The organism is Synechococcus sp. A15-60, assembly GCF_014280095.1.
GTDB lineage: Bacteria > Cyanobacteriota > Cyanobacteriia > PCC-6307 > Cyanobiaceae > Synechococcus_C.
Window position 1 is genome coordinate 194,131 of record NZ_CP047933.1, and the last position, 14,324, is coordinate 208,454.

The 14,324-nt window shown below is 62.1% G+C and carries 17 protein-coding genes; 11 read left to right on the forward strand and 6 right to left on the reverse strand.

The features are described 5' to 3' along the window. Positions 1-129 precede the first annotated feature (129 nt). Both SynA1560_RS00865 and SynA1560_RS00870 read left to right on the forward strand, forming a co-directional pair. Positions 130-372 carry a hypothetical protein gene (locus SynA1560_RS00865; RefSeq protein ID WP_186469865.1) on the forward strand — a complete coding sequence of 81 codons (243 nt, stop codon included), beginning with the start codon at positions 130-132 and terminating at the stop codon, positions 370-372. A 330-nt stretch (positions 373-702) separates the two neighbouring features. Continuing rightward, positions 703-1,746 carry a carbohydrate kinase gene (locus tag SynA1560_RS00870; protein WP_186500933.1) on the forward strand — a complete coding sequence of 348 codons (1,044 nt, stop codon included), beginning with the start codon at positions 703-705 and terminating at the stop codon, positions 1,744-1,746. Between the two features lie 14 nt (positions 1,747-1,760). Here the strand turns inward: SynA1560_RS00870 and SynA1560_RS00875 are convergent, their stop codons facing one another. After that, positions 1,761-2,708, reverse strand: a complete 948-nt coding sequence (locus tag SynA1560_RS00875; protein ID WP_186500934.1) for a carbohydrate kinase family protein — start codon at positions 2,706-2,708, stop codon at positions 1,761-1,763. 2 nt (positions 2,709-2,710) lie between these two features. After that, positions 2,711-3,193 carry a tRNA (adenosine(37)-N6)-threonylcarbamoyltransferase complex ATPase subunit type 1 TsaE gene (tsaE, locus tag SynA1560_RS00880; protein ID WP_186500935.1) on the reverse strand — a complete coding sequence of 161 codons (483 nt, stop codon included), beginning with the start codon at positions 3,191-3,193 and terminating at the stop codon, positions 2,711-2,713. Positions 3,194-3,217: 24 nt separating this feature from the next. On the opposite strand from tsaE, the gene ahcY reads away from it, so the two are divergent. Then, the gene (ahcY, locus tag SynA1560_RS00885) at positions 3,218-4,648 is read left to right on the forward strand and encodes an adenosylhomocysteinase (protein WP_186500936.1); all 1,431 of its coding nucleotides are present in this window, start codon (positions 3,218-3,220) and stop codon (positions 4,646-4,648) included. 225 nt (positions 4,649-4,873) lie between these two features. Beyond that, positions 4,874-5,533: a DedA family protein gene (locus tag SynA1560_RS00890; protein WP_186469870.1), complete on the forward strand. Its 660-nt coding sequence runs from the start codon at positions 4,874-4,876 to the stop codon at positions 5,531-5,533. A 65-nt stretch (positions 5,534-5,598) separates the two neighbouring features. Here the strand turns inward: SynA1560_RS00890 and SynA1560_RS00895 are convergent, their stop codons facing one another. Next, complete coding sequence (locus SynA1560_RS00895; RefSeq protein WP_186469871.1) at positions 5,599-5,994, reverse strand: single-stranded DNA-binding protein; 396 nt, start codon at positions 5,992-5,994, stop codon at positions 5,599-5,601. A gap of 153 nt (positions 5,995-6,147) precedes the next feature. On the opposite strand from SynA1560_RS00895, the gene SynA1560_RS00900 reads away from it, so the two are divergent. The 7 genes from SynA1560_RS00900 (at position 6,148) to SynA1560_RS00930 (ending at position 12,589) form a co-directional block, all read left to right on the forward strand. Next, complete coding sequence (locus SynA1560_RS00900; RefSeq protein WP_304623067.1) at positions 6,148-7,200, forward strand: rod shape-determining protein; 1,053 nt, start codon at positions 6,148-6,150, stop codon at positions 7,198-7,200. A gap of 5 nt (positions 7,201-7,205) precedes the next feature. Continuing rightward, complete coding sequence (mreC, locus tag SynA1560_RS00905; protein ID WP_186469873.1) at positions 7,206-7,949, forward strand: rod shape-determining protein MreC; 744 nt, start codon at positions 7,206-7,208, stop codon at positions 7,947-7,949. 3 nt (positions 7,950-7,952) lie between these two features. Then, positions 7,953-8,456 carry a rod shape-determining protein MreD gene (locus tag SynA1560_RS00910; protein WP_186500937.1) on the forward strand — a complete coding sequence of 168 codons (504 nt, stop codon included), beginning with the start codon at positions 7,953-7,955 and terminating at the stop codon, positions 8,454-8,456. After that, positions 8,453-9,760: an ABC transporter substrate-binding protein gene (locus SynA1560_RS00915; RefSeq protein WP_186500938.1), complete on the forward strand. Its 1,308-nt coding sequence runs from the start codon at positions 8,453-8,455 to the stop codon at positions 9,758-9,760. The genes SynA1560_RS00910 and SynA1560_RS00915 overlap by 4 nt, the downstream gene beginning before the upstream one ends. A gap of 123 nt (positions 9,761-9,883) precedes the next feature. Continuing rightward, positions 9,884-10,690, forward strand: coding sequence for a response regulator transcription factor RpaB (gene rpaB / locus SynA1560_RS00920; RefSeq protein ID WP_255477007.1), 807 nt, complete (start codon positions 9,884-9,886; stop codon positions 10,688-10,690). Between the two features lie 87 nt (positions 10,691-10,777). Continuing rightward, positions 10,778-12,247 carry a lysine--tRNA ligase gene (gene lysS / locus SynA1560_RS00925; protein WP_186500939.1) on the forward strand — a complete coding sequence of 490 codons (1,470 nt, stop codon included), beginning with the start codon at positions 10,778-10,780 and terminating at the stop codon, positions 12,245-12,247. Positions 12,248-12,325: 78 nt separating this feature from the next. Then, positions 12,326-12,589 (forward strand): hypothetical protein, encoded by a 264-nt coding sequence (locus tag SynA1560_RS00930; RefSeq protein ID WP_006042532.1) that lies wholly within the window; start codon positions 12,326-12,328, stop codon positions 12,587-12,589. Positions 12,590-12,598: 9 nt separating this feature from the next. Here SynA1560_RS00930 and SynA1560_RS00935 read toward each other — a convergent pair whose 3' ends face one another. The 3 genes from SynA1560_RS00935 to egtD are packed head-to-tail and all read right to left on the reverse strand — an operon-like array spanning position 12,599 to position 14,323. Then, positions 12,599-13,084, reverse strand: coding sequence for a hercynine metabolism protein (locus SynA1560_RS00935; protein ID WP_186500940.1), 486 nt, complete (start codon positions 13,082-13,084; stop codon positions 12,599-12,601). Beyond that, positions 13,084-13,326 carry a hercynine metabolism small protein gene (locus tag SynA1560_RS00940; protein ID WP_186500941.1) on the reverse strand — a complete coding sequence of 81 codons (243 nt, stop codon included), beginning with the start codon at positions 13,324-13,326 and terminating at the stop codon, positions 13,084-13,086. The genes SynA1560_RS00935 and SynA1560_RS00940 overlap by 1 nt, the downstream gene beginning before the upstream one ends. 25 nt (positions 13,327-13,351) lie before the next feature. Further along, positions 13,352-14,323: an L-histidine N(alpha)-methyltransferase gene (gene egtD / locus SynA1560_RS00945; RefSeq protein WP_186500942.1), complete on the reverse strand. Its 972-nt coding sequence runs from the start codon at positions 14,321-14,323 to the stop codon at positions 13,352-13,354. Position 14,324: the final 1 nt, after the last annotated feature.

The window sequence follows — 14,324 nt, forward strand, 5'->3', positions numbered from 1 at the left end:
TCCGAAGAAAAGTCGTTCCTCTATGGCGTGTTTTGAGTGGCGTTGCTATGGGGCATTCTTGTCACTATTTCAGCTCTTGCGACACGGTCTCATTGTTTTACTAGCATGAGAATCAGGCGCTTCATTGTCATGCAATTCAAGGGAAGCCTGATGGCTTTGCAGGTCCTTGTTGAGCGACTGGGTGTCCCCTGTCATTGGCAGCATCGCGGCCCATTTGAAATGGCGGTGTTTGACGACGGCGTTAGTAATTTGAAGCTCAATTGGTGGCCTGAGACCGGTGAATTAAGGCTTGTGGGAGATCCCGAGGTGCGTGATGAGTTGGCCAAGCGCCTTGAAGCATTGTTGGCAGAGCATGCTTCAAGCGCGTCTTGATGGTTTGTTGATGGGGTTGGGGTGTTGACGTCATCGTCTGCTGGCTCCGGGGCCCATTTGGTGTGAACCATGTCGCGTGCCGATTGTTTGGGATTGGGTTTCAGACATTGAGAGATGGTGGTCAGACGAGTCAGCCCTAGAGAGTGGTTGTTGCTCGTCTGTTGGTTGACCGGTCGGGAATCGTTGAGTCCGCTCGTTGGATGTCATCTAACGGGTGATGTCATCGCGATGGGCTGATGGGCTTCGGCCATGGGCCTGATCGGTTAAGTGGTTTCCTTGGTTGGCAGTTTTGGTGCTGCTGGCCACGCTGCAGTCAGTTGATCCGGCCCAATGGCCATATCTGCAGGCGGTGCTCCCCTGGTGCTCTGTTTGGGTGAGGCTCTGGTGGATCGATTGGGTCCCCTGGGTGGTGACCCCGCCACAGCGGCGCCGGCGGACTGCGACGACCGACTGGGGGGAGCTCCGGCCAATGTGGCCTGTGCCCTGGCGCGACTGGGCACGCCGGTGGGCTTCATCGGCCGTCTGGGTCTGGATGGCATCGGCGACAGTTTTCGCGAGCTCCTTGCAGATCGCGGCGTCGATCTGCGCGGCTTGCAAAGTGACCGTCACCGGCCCAGCCGCGTGGTGTTGGTGCGACGGGACGCCACCGGTGAGCGGGTGTTTCAGGGTTTCACCGGGGATCTGGGTGAGGGCTTCGCGGATCAGGCCCTTGATGCCCAGAGCCTTGGGCTGGTGTGGTCTGCCTTGGCGGATCAGGCGTTGTGGCTGTTGGTCGGCACCATTCCCCTGGCCACAGAGGCCTCGGCGCTGGCATTGCAGGCGGCGGTGCAGCAGGCCGCGGCATTCGGGGTACGTCTTGCGCTGGATGTGAACTGGCGCCCCACCTTCTGGGATGCCGCTGCCGATCCCGCTGCCGGCCCCGGGCCTGTTGAATTGACGCAGATGCGTCCGCTGCTGGAGCAGGCGGCCCTGATCAAGCTGGCGCGTGAGGAAGCCGAGTGGCTGTTCAGCAGCAGCGATCCTGTGGTGATCAGTGCAGGTCTGCCTCAGAGACCCGATGTGCTGGTCACCGATGGTGGTCAGCCGGTGCGTTGGTGCATGGCGGGCCATGGCGGTTCGATGCCGGTGTTGGCGCCGCCACGGGTGGTGGACACCACTGGTGCCGGTGATGCCTTCACTGCAGGGCTGCTGCATCAGCTGGTGGCACTGACGCCATCGGCCTGGCAGCCGCTGCGGCTTAGCGAGGCGGTGGTGGAGCAGGTGGTGCGTTACGCGGCCGCCTGTGGTGCGCTGGTGTGTGCGGGTCCCGGTGGGATTGACCCCCAGCCCTTGCCCCACCGCGTGATGCAGTTTCTCAACCAGCTCAACGACTGAAGCGCAGGTCCGTTTCAGAACGCTTCCACAGGGAGCGGGTGGCAGGCCATGAATTGCAGAGCTTCCTCGCGGTTGAACACGCTCGCGGTGGCTGAGTTGCTGCGCACGCAGCTGGCGCCAAGGGCGCTGCCCCAGCGCAGGCAGGTCGGCAGGTCTTGGTTGTCCAAGAGCGCCGCGATGAAGCCGGCATCGAAGGCATCGCCCGCACCGGTGCTGCCGACAACATCCGTGCTGTAAGCACCGATGCGTAAACGCGTGGTGTCGCTCACCAGGTGAGCGCCATATTGTCCTGAGGTGATCACCACCGTGTGAGCGCCTGCGGCCCGAAAGGCATCGGCTTGCTCCCAGGGGTGGCGGCAGCCCGTCAGTTCGGCGGCTTCGTCGTTGTTGGGCAGAAACACGTCCACGTTGGGAAGGATGGCGCTGAGCCGCGCCATGGCGTTCGCATCCGCGACTTGCACCACATCCAGCACGATGCGCGTGCCGGCTGATCGGGCCAGTGCCAGTCGCTCAAGCATGTCCGGGCTCTCCAGACCATTCAGCATCAGAAATCCGCCGATGTAGAGCACGGCCACCGTCTCGATCAAATCCTCCGGGATCAGGGCGGGCGACAACAGCCTGTTGGCGCCGGCGTGGGCGATAAAGCGTCGGTCCTCTCCGCGCACGTTGATCACGGCTGCCGTTGCGCTGGAGGCGTCCGTTGCGTGCACTAAGCCAGCGGTGTCGACACCTCTGTCTTCCAGCGTTTGTCGGATGAAAGTACCGAAGAGATCCTTCCCAATACAGGCGGCGATGCCCGTGCTCACATCCAACCGGGCCAGATTGAAGGCGGTGTTGGCGGCGCAGCCGCCGAGGCTGAGTTCGATCCCGTTGGTTTCGACCAACTGCCCCTGAGCCGGCAACGCCGGGATGGGCTGGCAGACCAGGTCAGCGCAGACACCGCCAAGGCAGAGGCAATCCATCGTCAGCGCATCAGCGTGGCGCGCCGGCCCCCATCGCTGCGATGGGCCAGTGTCAGCGTCCAGGCCTCCGGCAACGGCAGGCTGAGCCGTTCCGGCCACTCCACCACCAGAAGGGCTCCCATGCTCAGCGCTTCCTCTTCCTCCTGCAGAAACAGATCGTTGGCGGCCGCCGGTATCTCCAGCCGGTAGAGATCGAGATGCACCAGCGGCGGTGAACCCTGTGGGTAGTGCTGGGAGAGGGCGAAGGTGGGGCTAGTGATCGGTTCATCAATGCCCAGCGCGGCTGCGATGCCTTGGACGAGTGAGGTTTTTCCAGCGCCGAGCGGACCCTCCAGCATCAGCAGGCACGGTCGATCCGGCTGTTCCACCAACCAGCGGCCCAACGTGCGGGTGGCCTCAAGGTCCGCTAACACCCAGGACCGATCGGTAGATTGCGTGTCAAGCGAGCCCGAAGCCTCGGCGTCTCTGCAGAGATTCAACTCCACGTTTTTTTAGGGAGCACCGAAACCATGGTGGCAGCGCCCACGTCCGCGGCTGAACTGAAGCTTGATGTCGATTGCGTCATCGCCGATCTCAACCAGGCCGACTTCGGCCGCAAAGAGCTCGACATTGCCGAGACCGAGATGCCTGGTCTGATGGCGCTGCGAGAGAAGTACGGCAGTGAGAAGCCGCTGAAGGGTGCCCGCATCGCCGGCTCTTTGCACATGACCATTCAGACGGCCGTTCTGATCGAAACCCTGGTGGAGCTGGGCGCTGAAGTGCGCTGGGCGTCTTGCAACATCTTCTCCACTCAGGATCACGCCGCCGCGGCCATCGCTGCTCGGGGCATTCCCGTGTTCGCTGTGAAGGGCGAGACCCTGGAGGAGTATTGGGACTACACCCACCGCATCCTCGAGTGGGGCGATGGTGGTTCTCCCAACATGATCCTGGATGACGGCGGCGATGCCACCGGTCTGGTGATGCTGGGTAGCAAGGCCGAGCAAGACATCACCGTTCTCGACAACCCCGGCAACGAAGAGGAGACCTTCCTGTTCGCTTCGATCAAAAAGAAGCTGGCGCAGGACCCCAGCTTCTATTCGCGTACCAAGGCCCAGATCCAGGGTGTGACCGAGGAGACCACCACCGGTGTGGCGCGTCTCTACAAGATGCAGAAGAGCGGAGAGCTTCCCTTCCCCGCCATCAACGTCAACGACTCGGTCACCAAGAGCAAGTTCGACAACCTCTACGGCTGCCGTGAGTCCTTGGTGGACAGCATCAAGCGCGCCACGGACGTGATGGTGGCGGGCAAGCAGGCCCTGGTGATCGGCTATGGCGATGTGGGCAAGGGTTCAGCCCAGTCTTTGCGCGGCCTCGGCGCCACGGTCTGCATCGCGGAAGTGGATCCGATCTGCGCTCTGCAGGCGGCCATGGAGGGCTACCGCGTGGTGCGTCTGGAGGACGTGGTCGAGGAGATGGACATCTTTGTGACCGCGACCGGCAACTTCCAGGTGATCCGCAACGAGCACCTCGAGAAAATGAAGGACGAGGCCATCGTCTGCAACATCGGTCACTTCGACAACGAGATCGATGTCGCCTCCCTCAAGAACTACGAGTGGGAAAACATCAAGCCGCAGGTGGATCACATCACCTTGCCCAGCGGCAACAAGATCATCCTGCTGGCGGAAGGCCGTCTGGTGAATCTTGGCTGCGCCACCGGCCACCCCAGTTTTGTGATGAGCAACTCCTTCACCAACCAGGTGCTGGCTCAGATCGAGCTGTTCACCAAGGGCGATGAGTACGGCAAAGAGGTGTACGTGCTGCCCAAGCATCTCGATGAGATGGTGGCCCGCCTGCACCTTGGCCGCATTGGCGCCAAGCTCACTGAGCTCAGCCAGGAACAGGCTGACTACATCAACGTGCCGGTGGAAGGTCCCTTTAAGCCTGACCACTACCGCTACTGATCGGTTGACGGTCAGCCAGGTCGCTTCGGCGGCCTGGCTTTTTTGATGCCCATTTTCAGCAGTGGCAGAACGGCTGATGACTCAGCGGTGGTTGGGTCTTTTGGGGCATCCGGTGTCTGACGCAGTTGCTGCGGCTCTCCGGCGACCCGGCTAGCTCGCTTCCTCGCACCTGAGTGTCATTCATGGTCTCTTCATGGAAGACTTGCCCGGTCTTCCAGTGCACGCATGGGGCTCACCGAATTTGTCACTCAGCTGCCGGATTGGATCGGTGAGGCGGTAAAGGCCAATCCCTGGGCTGGGTATGCCGCCATCTTCGCGGCGATGTTCTTGGAGAATCTGTTTCCGCCCATTCCTTCAGAGCTGATCATGCCCCTAGGTGGCTTCTACGTGCAGCAGGGGCAGCTGCAGTTAATTCCGGTCGTTCTGGCTGGCTTGCTGGGCACCGTCCTTGGCGCGCTGCCCTGGTACGGGATCGGTCGTCTGATCAATGAGGAGCGAATTGAGCATTGGCTCAGTCGTCATGGGCGTTGGATCGGCATCAGCCCGGAAGAACTGGGGCGCAGCCGGCGCTGGTTCAACCGTTACGGCACGGCCCTGGTGTTCTGGGGGCGCCTTGTGCCCGGCATCCGCACCTTGATCTCGGTGCCGGCAGGGATTGAGCTGATGCCGATTACCCCGTTCCTCATTTGGACCACGGCCGGCAGCCTGATCTGGACCTTGCTGCTCACTGTTGCCGGCATGGTGCTGGGTGAGGGTTACAGCAATGTGGAGACTCTGATCGATCCGATCAGCAAAGGGATCAAGGTGGTGCTGGTGATTGCAGTGCTCGCCGGCGGAATCTGGCTTGGCCTGCGCATCTGGCGTCGTCGCAATGCCGCCGATTAATCCTTCGAACCCTCCGCCAAGATGCTGGCGTTGCCATCCGGTAACGCCAGCGCCCTAACGGCTGATCAGAAGGGCACTTCCTCCTCGCTGGGGGCGCCGCCGCCGAAGTTTCCGCCACCGAAATTGCCGGAGCCGGCCTCGTTGTCGCGCTTGGATCCCAACAGTTCCAGACGATCCACCCGCACCACCGGCTTGCTGCGCTCTTCGCCGCTGTTGCGGTCCGTCCAGCGATCCAGCTTGAAGCTGCCGATGATGCCGAGCAGCGAGCCTTTTTTCACGTAATCGGCAGCGACCTGTGCTTGCTTGCCCCAGATCTCGAGATTGAACCAATCGGGTTCGTCATCGCGGCTGCGTCGGTTCACGGCGATCGTGAGGTTGGCCACCATGCTTCCGGATTCGAAGTAGCGCACTTCGGGGTCTCGGCCTGCCCGGCCGACGAGGGTCACGGAATTGACTCCCATTGAATTGCTCCTGTTAGTTGGGTTCATGATGCGCCACGGTTGCCGGAATTGACCGTTGTCGTGGCTGCTTTCAAGGAGTTCCCCCGTCGTGGCCAGACGTAACAGATGGGTCTGGAAACTGCTCCTATGATTCGCCGAAATGTGGTTCCGCCAGTGCTCTTCCGCCGCTTCCAGTTGTCCCGCGACATCGGCATTGACCTGGGCACGGCTAACACCCTGATTTACGTCTCCGGCAAGGGGATTGTGCTGCAGGAGCCCTCGGTGGTCGCCCTCGATCTTGAGCGCGGCGTCACCATGGCGGTGGGTGATGAAGCGAAGTTGATGCTGGGGCGGACGCCCGGCAACATCCGCGCAGTGCGTCCCTTGCGCGATGGCGTGATTGCTGATTTCGATGCCGCAGAGCAGATGCTCAAGACCTTTATTCAGAAGGGCAATGAGGGCCGCGGCATTGTTGCGCCAAGGTTGGTGGTGGGTATTCCTAGTGGTGTGACCGGGGTGGAACGGCGGGCCGTGCGCGAAGCCGGTCTAGCCGGCGCCCGCGAAGTGCACCTCATCGATGAGCCGGTGGCAGCTGCCATTGGTGCCGGTCTGCCGGTGACCGAACCGGTCGGAACGATGATTGTTGATATTGGTGGTGGCACCACCGAGGTCGCTGTGCTCAGTCTTGGTGGCACGGTGCTCAGCGAGTCGGTGCGGGTCGCAGGCGATGAAATCAGCGATTCCATCGGTGTGTATCTCAAGAAAGTGCACAACCTGGTGGTGGGCGAACGCACCGCAGAAGAGATCAAGATCCGCATCGGCTCTGCCTTCCCCGATAACGAGTTCGACCAGACTGTGATGGACGTGCGCGGCCTGCACTTGCTGTCCGGTCTGCCTCGCACCATTCAGCTCCAGGCCGGCGACCTCAGAGAGGCCATCGCCGAGCCGCTCAATGTGATTGTGGAAGCGGTGAAGCGCACCCTGGAACGCACGCCGCCCGAACTGGCCGCCGACATCGTCGACCGCGGGATCATGCTGGCTGGAGGTGGTGCCCTGGTGCGGGGCCTTAGCGACTTGATCAGCCATGAGACCGGCATTTTCACGCACATTGCTGAAGACCCTCTGCTCTGCGTGGTCAAGGGATGCGGTCAGGTGCTTGAGGATTACAAACGTCTCCAGCGGGTGCTTGACACCCCTGAATTCGTTCGAGCCGCGGCTGCCGTCTAACCGCTATGGGTTCTTCCCAGTGGCCGCAGGGGTCGCGGCTGCGTTCGGTTCAGCGCCTGTGGCCCTGGTTGCTGCTGCTCGTGGCGCTTGGCTTGGTGCGATTCAGTAAAGGTGCCGGTTTCGCCGATGCCTTTGCGTTGATCAGCCGCCCGTTCTGGCCCGGTACGGCGCAGCGCGAATGGGTTCAATCCGCCACAAAGCAGGAAGAGGCTGCTCGACTGATGCTGCTGGAGGAAGACAACGCTCGCCTTCGGGGCCTGTTGAAACTGAACCAGCAGTCGTCTGGCGATTGGCTTCAAGCCGCTGTGATTTCGCGTGCCGCGTCCGGTTGGTGGCAGCAGCTGGAGCTCGGCACGGGATCGATCCAGGGTGTGGCCAAAGACGATGCGGTGGTGGGTCCCGGTGGTCTGGTCGGTCGTGTGCAGAGTGTGACGCCCACCACCAGTCGCGTGCGTTTGCTCACGGCTCCTGGTAGCCGGATCGGCGTCTGGTTGCCCCGCACCCGTCAGCATGGCCTGCTGTTGGGGCTGGGCACGGCTCGGCCTCAGTTGCAGTTTCTCGACAAGGAAGTTCGGGTGAAGGAAGGGGATCTGGTCAGCACCTCTCCTGCTAGCACTCTCTTGCCCCCCAATCTGCCGGTGGCGGTGGTGCAATCGATCAACCTGCGGGCTGTTCCAGCTCCCACGGCTCTGGTGCAATTGATTGCTGCTCCTGATGCCATCGACTGGGTTCAGGTGAAGGTGCGCTGATCCATGACCCCACTGCATCGCCAGCCCACTTGTGTGGCCTCCGTGTTGCTGGTGCCTCTGCTTCAGCTCGCAGGACCGTCCTGGCTCACTTTGGAGGGCGTCCCTCCCAGCTGGGCCATGCTCTGGTTGCTGCCCTGGTCTTTGGTGGATGGACCCGTCCCCGGTTTGATTGCTGGAGCCGGCCTGGGGATGGTGTTGGACGGGCTCAGCCTGGGCGACACCACGCAGGTGCCGGGATTGATGTTGATGGGCTGGTGGTGGGGACGACTGGGACGTCGCGGGCCACCGATTCAGCGCAGCCTCAATCTCGGTTTACTGGCCTGGATCGGCACGGTGGTGCTTGGGTTGAGCCTCTGGCTGCAGTGGCTGGTGCTGGGGGTACCGGAAGCGATGATCCAGGCTTGGGCACTGCACACCACCGTGGCGCAGTCGCTGATCACTGGACTGCTGGCCCCGATGGTCGGATCCTGGCAACTGCTCCTCTGGCGACGCCGGGCCCCTGCATGACTGAATTCAAACGACGGCGGTTGGTCCTGGTCGGTCTGGCGGTTGCAGGCCTGGCGACCATTGGCTGGGGCTGTCGTAGACCCGCAGCTCCGGAGAGCACGCTGCAGCTCTGGACTCTGGAGCTAGCGCCCAAATTCAACCCCTATATGACATCGGTGATTGAGGCCTGGGAGACCCGTTATCCAGATGTCCCGGTGCGTTGGACCGATCTCCTCTGGGGGACTGTGGAACGCAAGCTGCTGGCCGCGGTGTTTGCCCGCACGGCACCGGATCTGGTGAATCTCAATCCTCCTTTTGCTGCCAACTTGGCCAGTAAGGGAGGACTGACGGATCTCACCCCGCTGTTGCCCGATGGTGCCTCCGAGCGCTACTTGCCTTCGGTCTGGGATGCAGCTCGGGACCCAAAGGGCGGGCAGATTGCGATTCCCTGGTACCTCACGGTGCGTCTGAGCCTGGTGAACCGCGATCTGCTTCGCGGTGCTGGGCTCGAGCAGGCTCCTCAGCGCTGGGAGGACGTGCCCGCTTTTGCCAGACAAATCCGCGAACGCACCGGGCACTACGGAGTGTTTGTGACTGTGGTGCCGGATGACTCCGCTGAACTGCTGGAGTCGATGGTGCAGATGGGTGTGACCTTGCTCGATGACCGCCAGAGGGCTGCCTTCAATACCCCGGCCGGTCGCAAGGCTTTCGCCTTCTGGACCAATCTTTACCGGGAGGGTCTCTTGCCGCGGGAAGTGGTCAGCCAGGGACAGCGGCGGGCAGTCGAGCTGTTTCAAAGCGGTGAGCTGGCCTTGCTAGCCAGTGGTGCGAAGTTCCTGGGCAACATCCAGACCAATGCACCCGGGGTGGCGGCGGTCACCGAGCCACGACCGCCGCTCACCGGGACTGATGGAGTGGCCAATGTGGCTTTGATGACCCTGGTGGTCCCGCGGCAAAGCGACAACGCTGCGGATGCGGTGCTGTTTGCTCTCTTCCTCACCAATGGCGAGAACCAGGCCCGCTTCGCGCGCGAGGCGCTGGTACTGCCCTCGTCGACGCAGGCCCTGGCGGCGGTGAGGGCGGAGTTGGAGGCAGAGCGTCCCTCGGATCCAGGCGCCGCTCAGATTCGTGAGGCACGGTTGCTGTCTGCTGAAACCCTGGAGCGGGCACGGGTGCTTGTGCCGGCTACACAAGGTGTGAAGCGGCTTCAAAGCATCATTTACACCCAGTTGCAGCGGGCGATGCTGGGCCAGATCAGCAGTGATCAGGCCGTGCGTGAGGCTGAAGAGCAGTGGAATCGCTACGCACGCTCACGCTGGCCTTGAAAGACTCGGATTTGGCGAGATCTAATCCTTAAGAGAAGGCAAAGTCTGCGCTCCTTAGCCAATCAAAAGTCTCGATCTGCTCACCCCGAACGGTAGGGTTGCGATTCTTCAAGTAGGGAGCGCATGCCAGAAGGGCCATCACAAACCAGAGGTGATGGGCCGCTTCAGCTGGCTCCTGAGCCCCACAAAGCCACCGTGCTGGTGGTCGACGATGAGCCTGCAGTTCGTCGCGTTTTGGTGATGCGGCTCCAGTTGGCTGGTTACCGCGTGGTCTGTGCCGAAGATGGCGAGCAGGCCTTGGAAATGTTCCACAGCGAGTCACCGGACCTGGTGGTGCTCGATGTGATGCTGCCCAAGCTCGATGGTTTCGCTGTTTGCCGTCGCTTGCGCGCCGAGTCTTGTGTACCAATCATTTTCCTCTCAGCGCTGGAAGCCATTTCCGAGCGGGTGGCGGGACTTGATCTTGGGGCTGACGATTACCTTCCGAAACCCTTCAGCCCGAAGGAGCTGGAAGCGCGTATCGCCACCATTCTGCGCCGGGTGGGCCGCGGCTCTGCCACCGCCGAACCCAGGGAGCTGCCAACCGGTCAGGGCGTGGTGCGCGTCGGTGATCTGGTGGTGGACACCAACCGTCGACAGGTGACGCGTGGTAACGAACGCATCTCGCTCACCTACACAGAGTTCAGCCTTCTCGAGCTGTTGTTCCGCGAGCCCGGCCGTGTGGTGCCTCGTGCCGAAATCCTGGAACAACTCTGGGGTTACCCACCCCGCCGTGCCGCTGATCTGCGTGTGGTGGACGTGTATGTGGCCCGCTTGCGTGGCAAGTTAGAACCCGACCCTCGCAACCCGGAGCTGATTCTCACCGTCCGTGGCATTGGCTATTCCTCTCAGCGCATGGGCGATGGTGCTCCTGCTGCTGCAGCTGGCTAGGCCTTTGCAGGGTGTGTTTGATTGTTGAGGGTCGCCTTCGGGTCCCATCGACCGGCAGAGTGGCGCCCGACTGCATCCCGCTCCCCTGTGTCTGAACTGCGTGAGACCCGCCTCGAGAAGGCGAATGCACTCAGAGATCAGGGCCGTGAGCCCTACGCCTTGCTGTTTGAGCCGACCCATCGGATGGCTGCGCTGCAGGCGAACCATGCTGATTTGCCCAATGGTGAGGAGCGGGACTGCACTGTGGCGGTGGCCGGCCGGGTGATGACCCGTCGGGTTATGGGCAAGCTCGCCTTCTTCACTCTGGCGGATGAAACCGGCACGATTCAGCTGTTTCTCGAGAAAGCTGCCCTGGGGGAGGCTTTTGCCCAGATCACGTCCCTAGTGGATTCAGGGGATCTAATCGGGGTCCAGGGCATCCTGCGCCGCACCGACCGCGGCGAATTGTCGGTGAAGGTGAGTGAGTGGACGATGCTCACCAAGGCTTTGCAGCCGTTGCCAGACAAGTGGCATGGCCTGGCGGATGTGGAGAAGCGCTACCGCCAGCGTTACCTCGACCTGATCGTGACGCCCCAGTCCAGAGAGACCTTCAGGCGCCGGGCGAACACGGTGAGTGCTATTCGCCGCTGGTTGGATGACCGTGCGTTTCTGGAGATCGAGACTCCGGTGCTCCAGAGCCAGCCCGGTGGTGCCGATGCCCGTCCCTTCGAGACCCATCACAACGCTCTGGACCTGCCGCTGACGTTGCGGATTGCCACGGAGCTGCACCTCAAGCGTCTCGTGGTCGGTGGATTTGAACGGGTTTACGAGCTGGGGCGCATCTTCCGCAACGAGGGCGTCAGCACCCGCCATAACCCTGAATTCACCTCGGTGGAGATTTACCAGGCCTACAGCGATTACATCGGGATGATGGAGCTCACCGAGCAGATGGTGAGCTCGGTCTGTCGGGAGGTCTGCGGCACCACCACCCTCACCTATCAGGGAACCGAGATTGATCTGGCCCCGCCTTGGCGTCGCGCCACCATGCATGAGCTGGTGGAGGACGCCACCGGACTGGATTTCAACAGCTTTACTCGCCGTGATGACGCAGCGACCGCGATGCAGGCGAAAGGCCTGCATGCACCTGAGCTGGCTGATTCGGTGGGTCGATTGCTGAACGAAGCCTTTGAGCAGTCGGTGGAGTCGACGCTGATCCAGCCCACATTCGTGATCGATTACCCGGTGGAGATTTCACCCCTGGCGCGCCCGCATCGCAGCAAGCCTGGACTGGTCGAACGCTTTGAGCTGTTCATTGTGGGTCGTGAACATGCCAATGCGTTCAGTGAGCTCACCGATCCTGTGGATCAGCGCCAGCGCCTGGAAGCGCAGCAGGAGCGCAAGGCTGCCGGCGATCTCGAGGCCCAGGGTCTGGATGAGGATTTCGTCACGGCCTTAGAAGTGGGCATGCCGCCGACGGGCGGGCTTGGCATCGGCATTGATCGGCTGGTGATGCTGCTTACCGACAGTCCTTCGATCCGCGATGTGATCGCCTTCCCGCTGCTGCGGCCCGACGCTTAAAGCAGTCCTTCAAGCCGGAATTGGCCACCCTGAACCCTCAGGGTGGATAATGGTTCACAGTGGCATGGTCCCTTTCCCATGAGTGGTGAGCGCGTAGGTTTCCGCTTCAAGCACGCCGATGCGGTGGTCAAGCGCAATCCCCAGGGGCGCTCCCGCCGCGGCTGGGTGATGGAGCCGGTGGAGCAGACCACCAGCCGAGGCACCAAAATGCCTGCCTATCGCATCCGCTGGCGAGACAGTGAGCGTCCTGAGATCGTGTTGCAGCACATGCTGATTGCCGATCCTGACCCCACGCCTCCACCCGAAAATGTGAGTCTCGAGCCCCCTGCCCCCAAGGCTTGAGGGTCGCTTTCAGCTGAAGCCCTGACGGCGCCTCAGCTCCTCCAGCTCCTGGTGGGCCTCGAACAAGGCCCAGTCTTCATCCAAGCTGCGTTGTCCCGATTGTTGACTGGCCTGCTGGTTGAGGTCAGAGATCTGACCGTCGAGGTCCTTGAAGCTCTGTCCGAGCCGATCCAGCTCTGTCCAGAGAACCCTGCCTTGATTCATCAAGGTGCTGACGTGGTCTTTGGCCCTCTGCGCCAGGTCATCGGCACCGGCATCGCGGGCTTTGTCGCTGCGTGCACCCCAGGCCTGCACCTGTTCGGCAAGCGACAGCAACTGGCGACGTAGGTCCCGGGCTTGCAGCTGCATCTGATCGCGTCTTCGGCAGAGATCGCGTTGCCGGTCCTGCAGGTGCTGCTCCTGGAGCAGACGATCTTGATCGGGATTGGAACGCAGAAACGCGTCCAGGCGCTCTTCCAGATTGCGCTCCAGTTGATCCAGCCAGGTGGGGGCCATCAGTTGGTCTGGCCGGTCTGGTCCGGTGCTCGGGTGATTAATGGTGCTTCGATCTCCTCCTGGAGCGGCGTGATCGCTGCTTCGCGGGAACGCAGCATCAGCTGCGTCAGCCGCGCCACCGCCCCTTCCCCCATTTCGAGTTGGCCGATCCGCTCGAACGCTCCCATGTAAATCGCCTCCAGTTCGCTGATCAGCTGCTCACGCTGGGCCTTGATCGTCTGACGTCGTTCTTCAAGTCCCATGGCTGTGCTTCAGCGGCTCTGATGTTCAGTCTGCCGGTTCCAGCCAGTGCAGGGAGAGGTCGTCGGCCGGGTCGTGCCAGCGGCGACACCAGCGCCAACCTGCGGCTTCAGCCAGATCACAGGCCATCTCGGGTGAATACTTGACGCTGTATTCCGTCACCAGCGGTTCACCAGCGGCAAAGCGCCAGGAGCTGGAACCGATGGAGACGGTCTGTTCGCAGTCGCTCACCAGAACCATCTGCACGCGGCTGTGCGCCGCTTGCCATTGCGCCTGATAAGAGAATCGTTGGGGCTGAAAATCGGCGCTCAGGTCCCGGTTCAGGCGCTGCAGCAGATTGCGGGCGAAGGCGGCGGAGATGCCTGCCGCATCGTCGTAGGCGGCTTCCAGCCTTGTCTGCGATTTGGGCTGATCCAAACCGAGCAGCAGGGGGCCGCCATCCAGCAGCAGGCGGAAGCGCCGCAACAGCCGAACTGCTTCCTCCTGCGTGAAGTTGCCGAGGGAGCTGCCAGGGAAAAAGCCCAGACGTCGCTGCCCTTGCAGCAGCGGGTGGTCAGGCAGGACCTCCAGCCGGCTGTGATCGCAGCAGATGCCCAGCATCGGCACCCCGGGGTGCGCAGCTTGCAGTGCGGCTGTGGCCTGCTGGAGATGGGCTGCACTGATGTCGAGTGCCACATAGGCCGTGGGTTGCATCGCGTTCAGCAATGGCCCCACCTTGCGGGCGCTGCCGGCACCGAATTCAACAATCACGCCAGAGCCCATGGCGGTGGCGATCTCCTCGGCTGACTGCTCCAGCAGGGCAATTTCCGTGCGCGTGAGGCTGTATTCCGGTTGTTGGCAGATTTGATCGAACAGCTGCGAGCCCTCAGCGTCGTAGAGGAACCAGGCGGGGAGCTGTCGGGGTTCCCGTTCCAGGCCTTCTTTCACCAATCGCTGCATGTCCGCCGCGGGCGGATGCAGGTCGATCAAGGTTGGCCGTGTGGGGGTGGTAACTGTCATG

What these genes read in the sequence shown, in the direction of transcription:
- SynA1560_RS00865 (WP_186469865.1), top strand. Translation starts at nt 130, where the DNA reads ATGCAATTCAAGGGAAGCCTGATGGCTTTGCAGGTCCTTGTTGAGCGA.
- SynA1560_RS00915 (WP_186500938.1), top strand. Translation starts at nt 8,453, where the DNA reads ATGACTGAATTCAAACGACGGCGGTTGGTCCTGGTCGGTCTGGCGGTT.
- SynA1560_RS00875 (WP_186500934.1), bottom strand. Translation starts at nt 2,708, where the DNA reads ATGGATTGCCTCTGCCTTGGCGGTGTCTGCGCTGACCTGGTCTGCCAG.
- ahcY (WP_186500936.1), top strand. Translation starts at nt 3,218, where the DNA reads ATGGTGGCAGCGCCCACGTCCGCGGCTGAACTGAAGCTTGATGTCGAT.
- SynA1560_RS00930 (WP_006042532.1), top strand. Translation starts at nt 12,326, where the DNA reads ATGAGTGGTGAGCGCGTAGGTTTCCGCTTCAAGCACGCCGATGCGGTG.
- SynA1560_RS00935 (WP_186500940.1), bottom strand. Translation starts at nt 13,084, where the DNA reads ATGGCCCCCACCTGGCTGGATCAACTGGAGCGCAATCTGGAAGAGCGC.
- SynA1560_RS00910 (WP_186500937.1), top strand. Translation starts at nt 7,953, where the DNA reads ATGACCCCACTGCATCGCCAGCCCACTTGTGTGGCCTCCGTGTTGCTG.
- SynA1560_RS00895 (WP_186469871.1), bottom strand. Translation starts at nt 5,994, where the DNA reads ATGGGAGTCAATTCCGTGACCCTCGTCGGCCGGGCAGGCCGAGACCCC.
- SynA1560_RS00870 (WP_186500933.1), top strand. Translation starts at nt 703, where the DNA reads ATGGCCATATCTGCAGGCGGTGCTCCCCTGGTGCTCTGTTTGGGTGAG.
- mreC (WP_186469873.1), top strand. Translation starts at nt 7,206, where the DNA reads ATGGGTTCTTCCCAGTGGCCGCAGGGGTCGCGGCTGCGTTCGGTTCAG.
- rpaB (WP_255477007.1), top strand. Translation starts at nt 9,884, where the DNA reads ATGCCAGAAGGGCCATCACAAACCAGAGGTGATGGGCCGCTTCAGCTG.
- egtD (WP_186500942.1), bottom strand. Translation starts at nt 14,323, where the DNA reads ATGACAGTTACCACCCCCACACGGCCAACCTTGATCGACCTGCATCCG.
- SynA1560_RS00890 (WP_186469870.1), top strand. Translation starts at nt 4,874, where the DNA reads ATGGGGCTCACCGAATTTGTCACTCAGCTGCCGGATTGGATCGGTGAG.
- SynA1560_RS00940 (WP_186500941.1), bottom strand. Translation starts at nt 13,326, where the DNA reads ATGGGACTTGAAGAACGACGTCAGACGATCAAGGCCCAGCGTGAGCAG.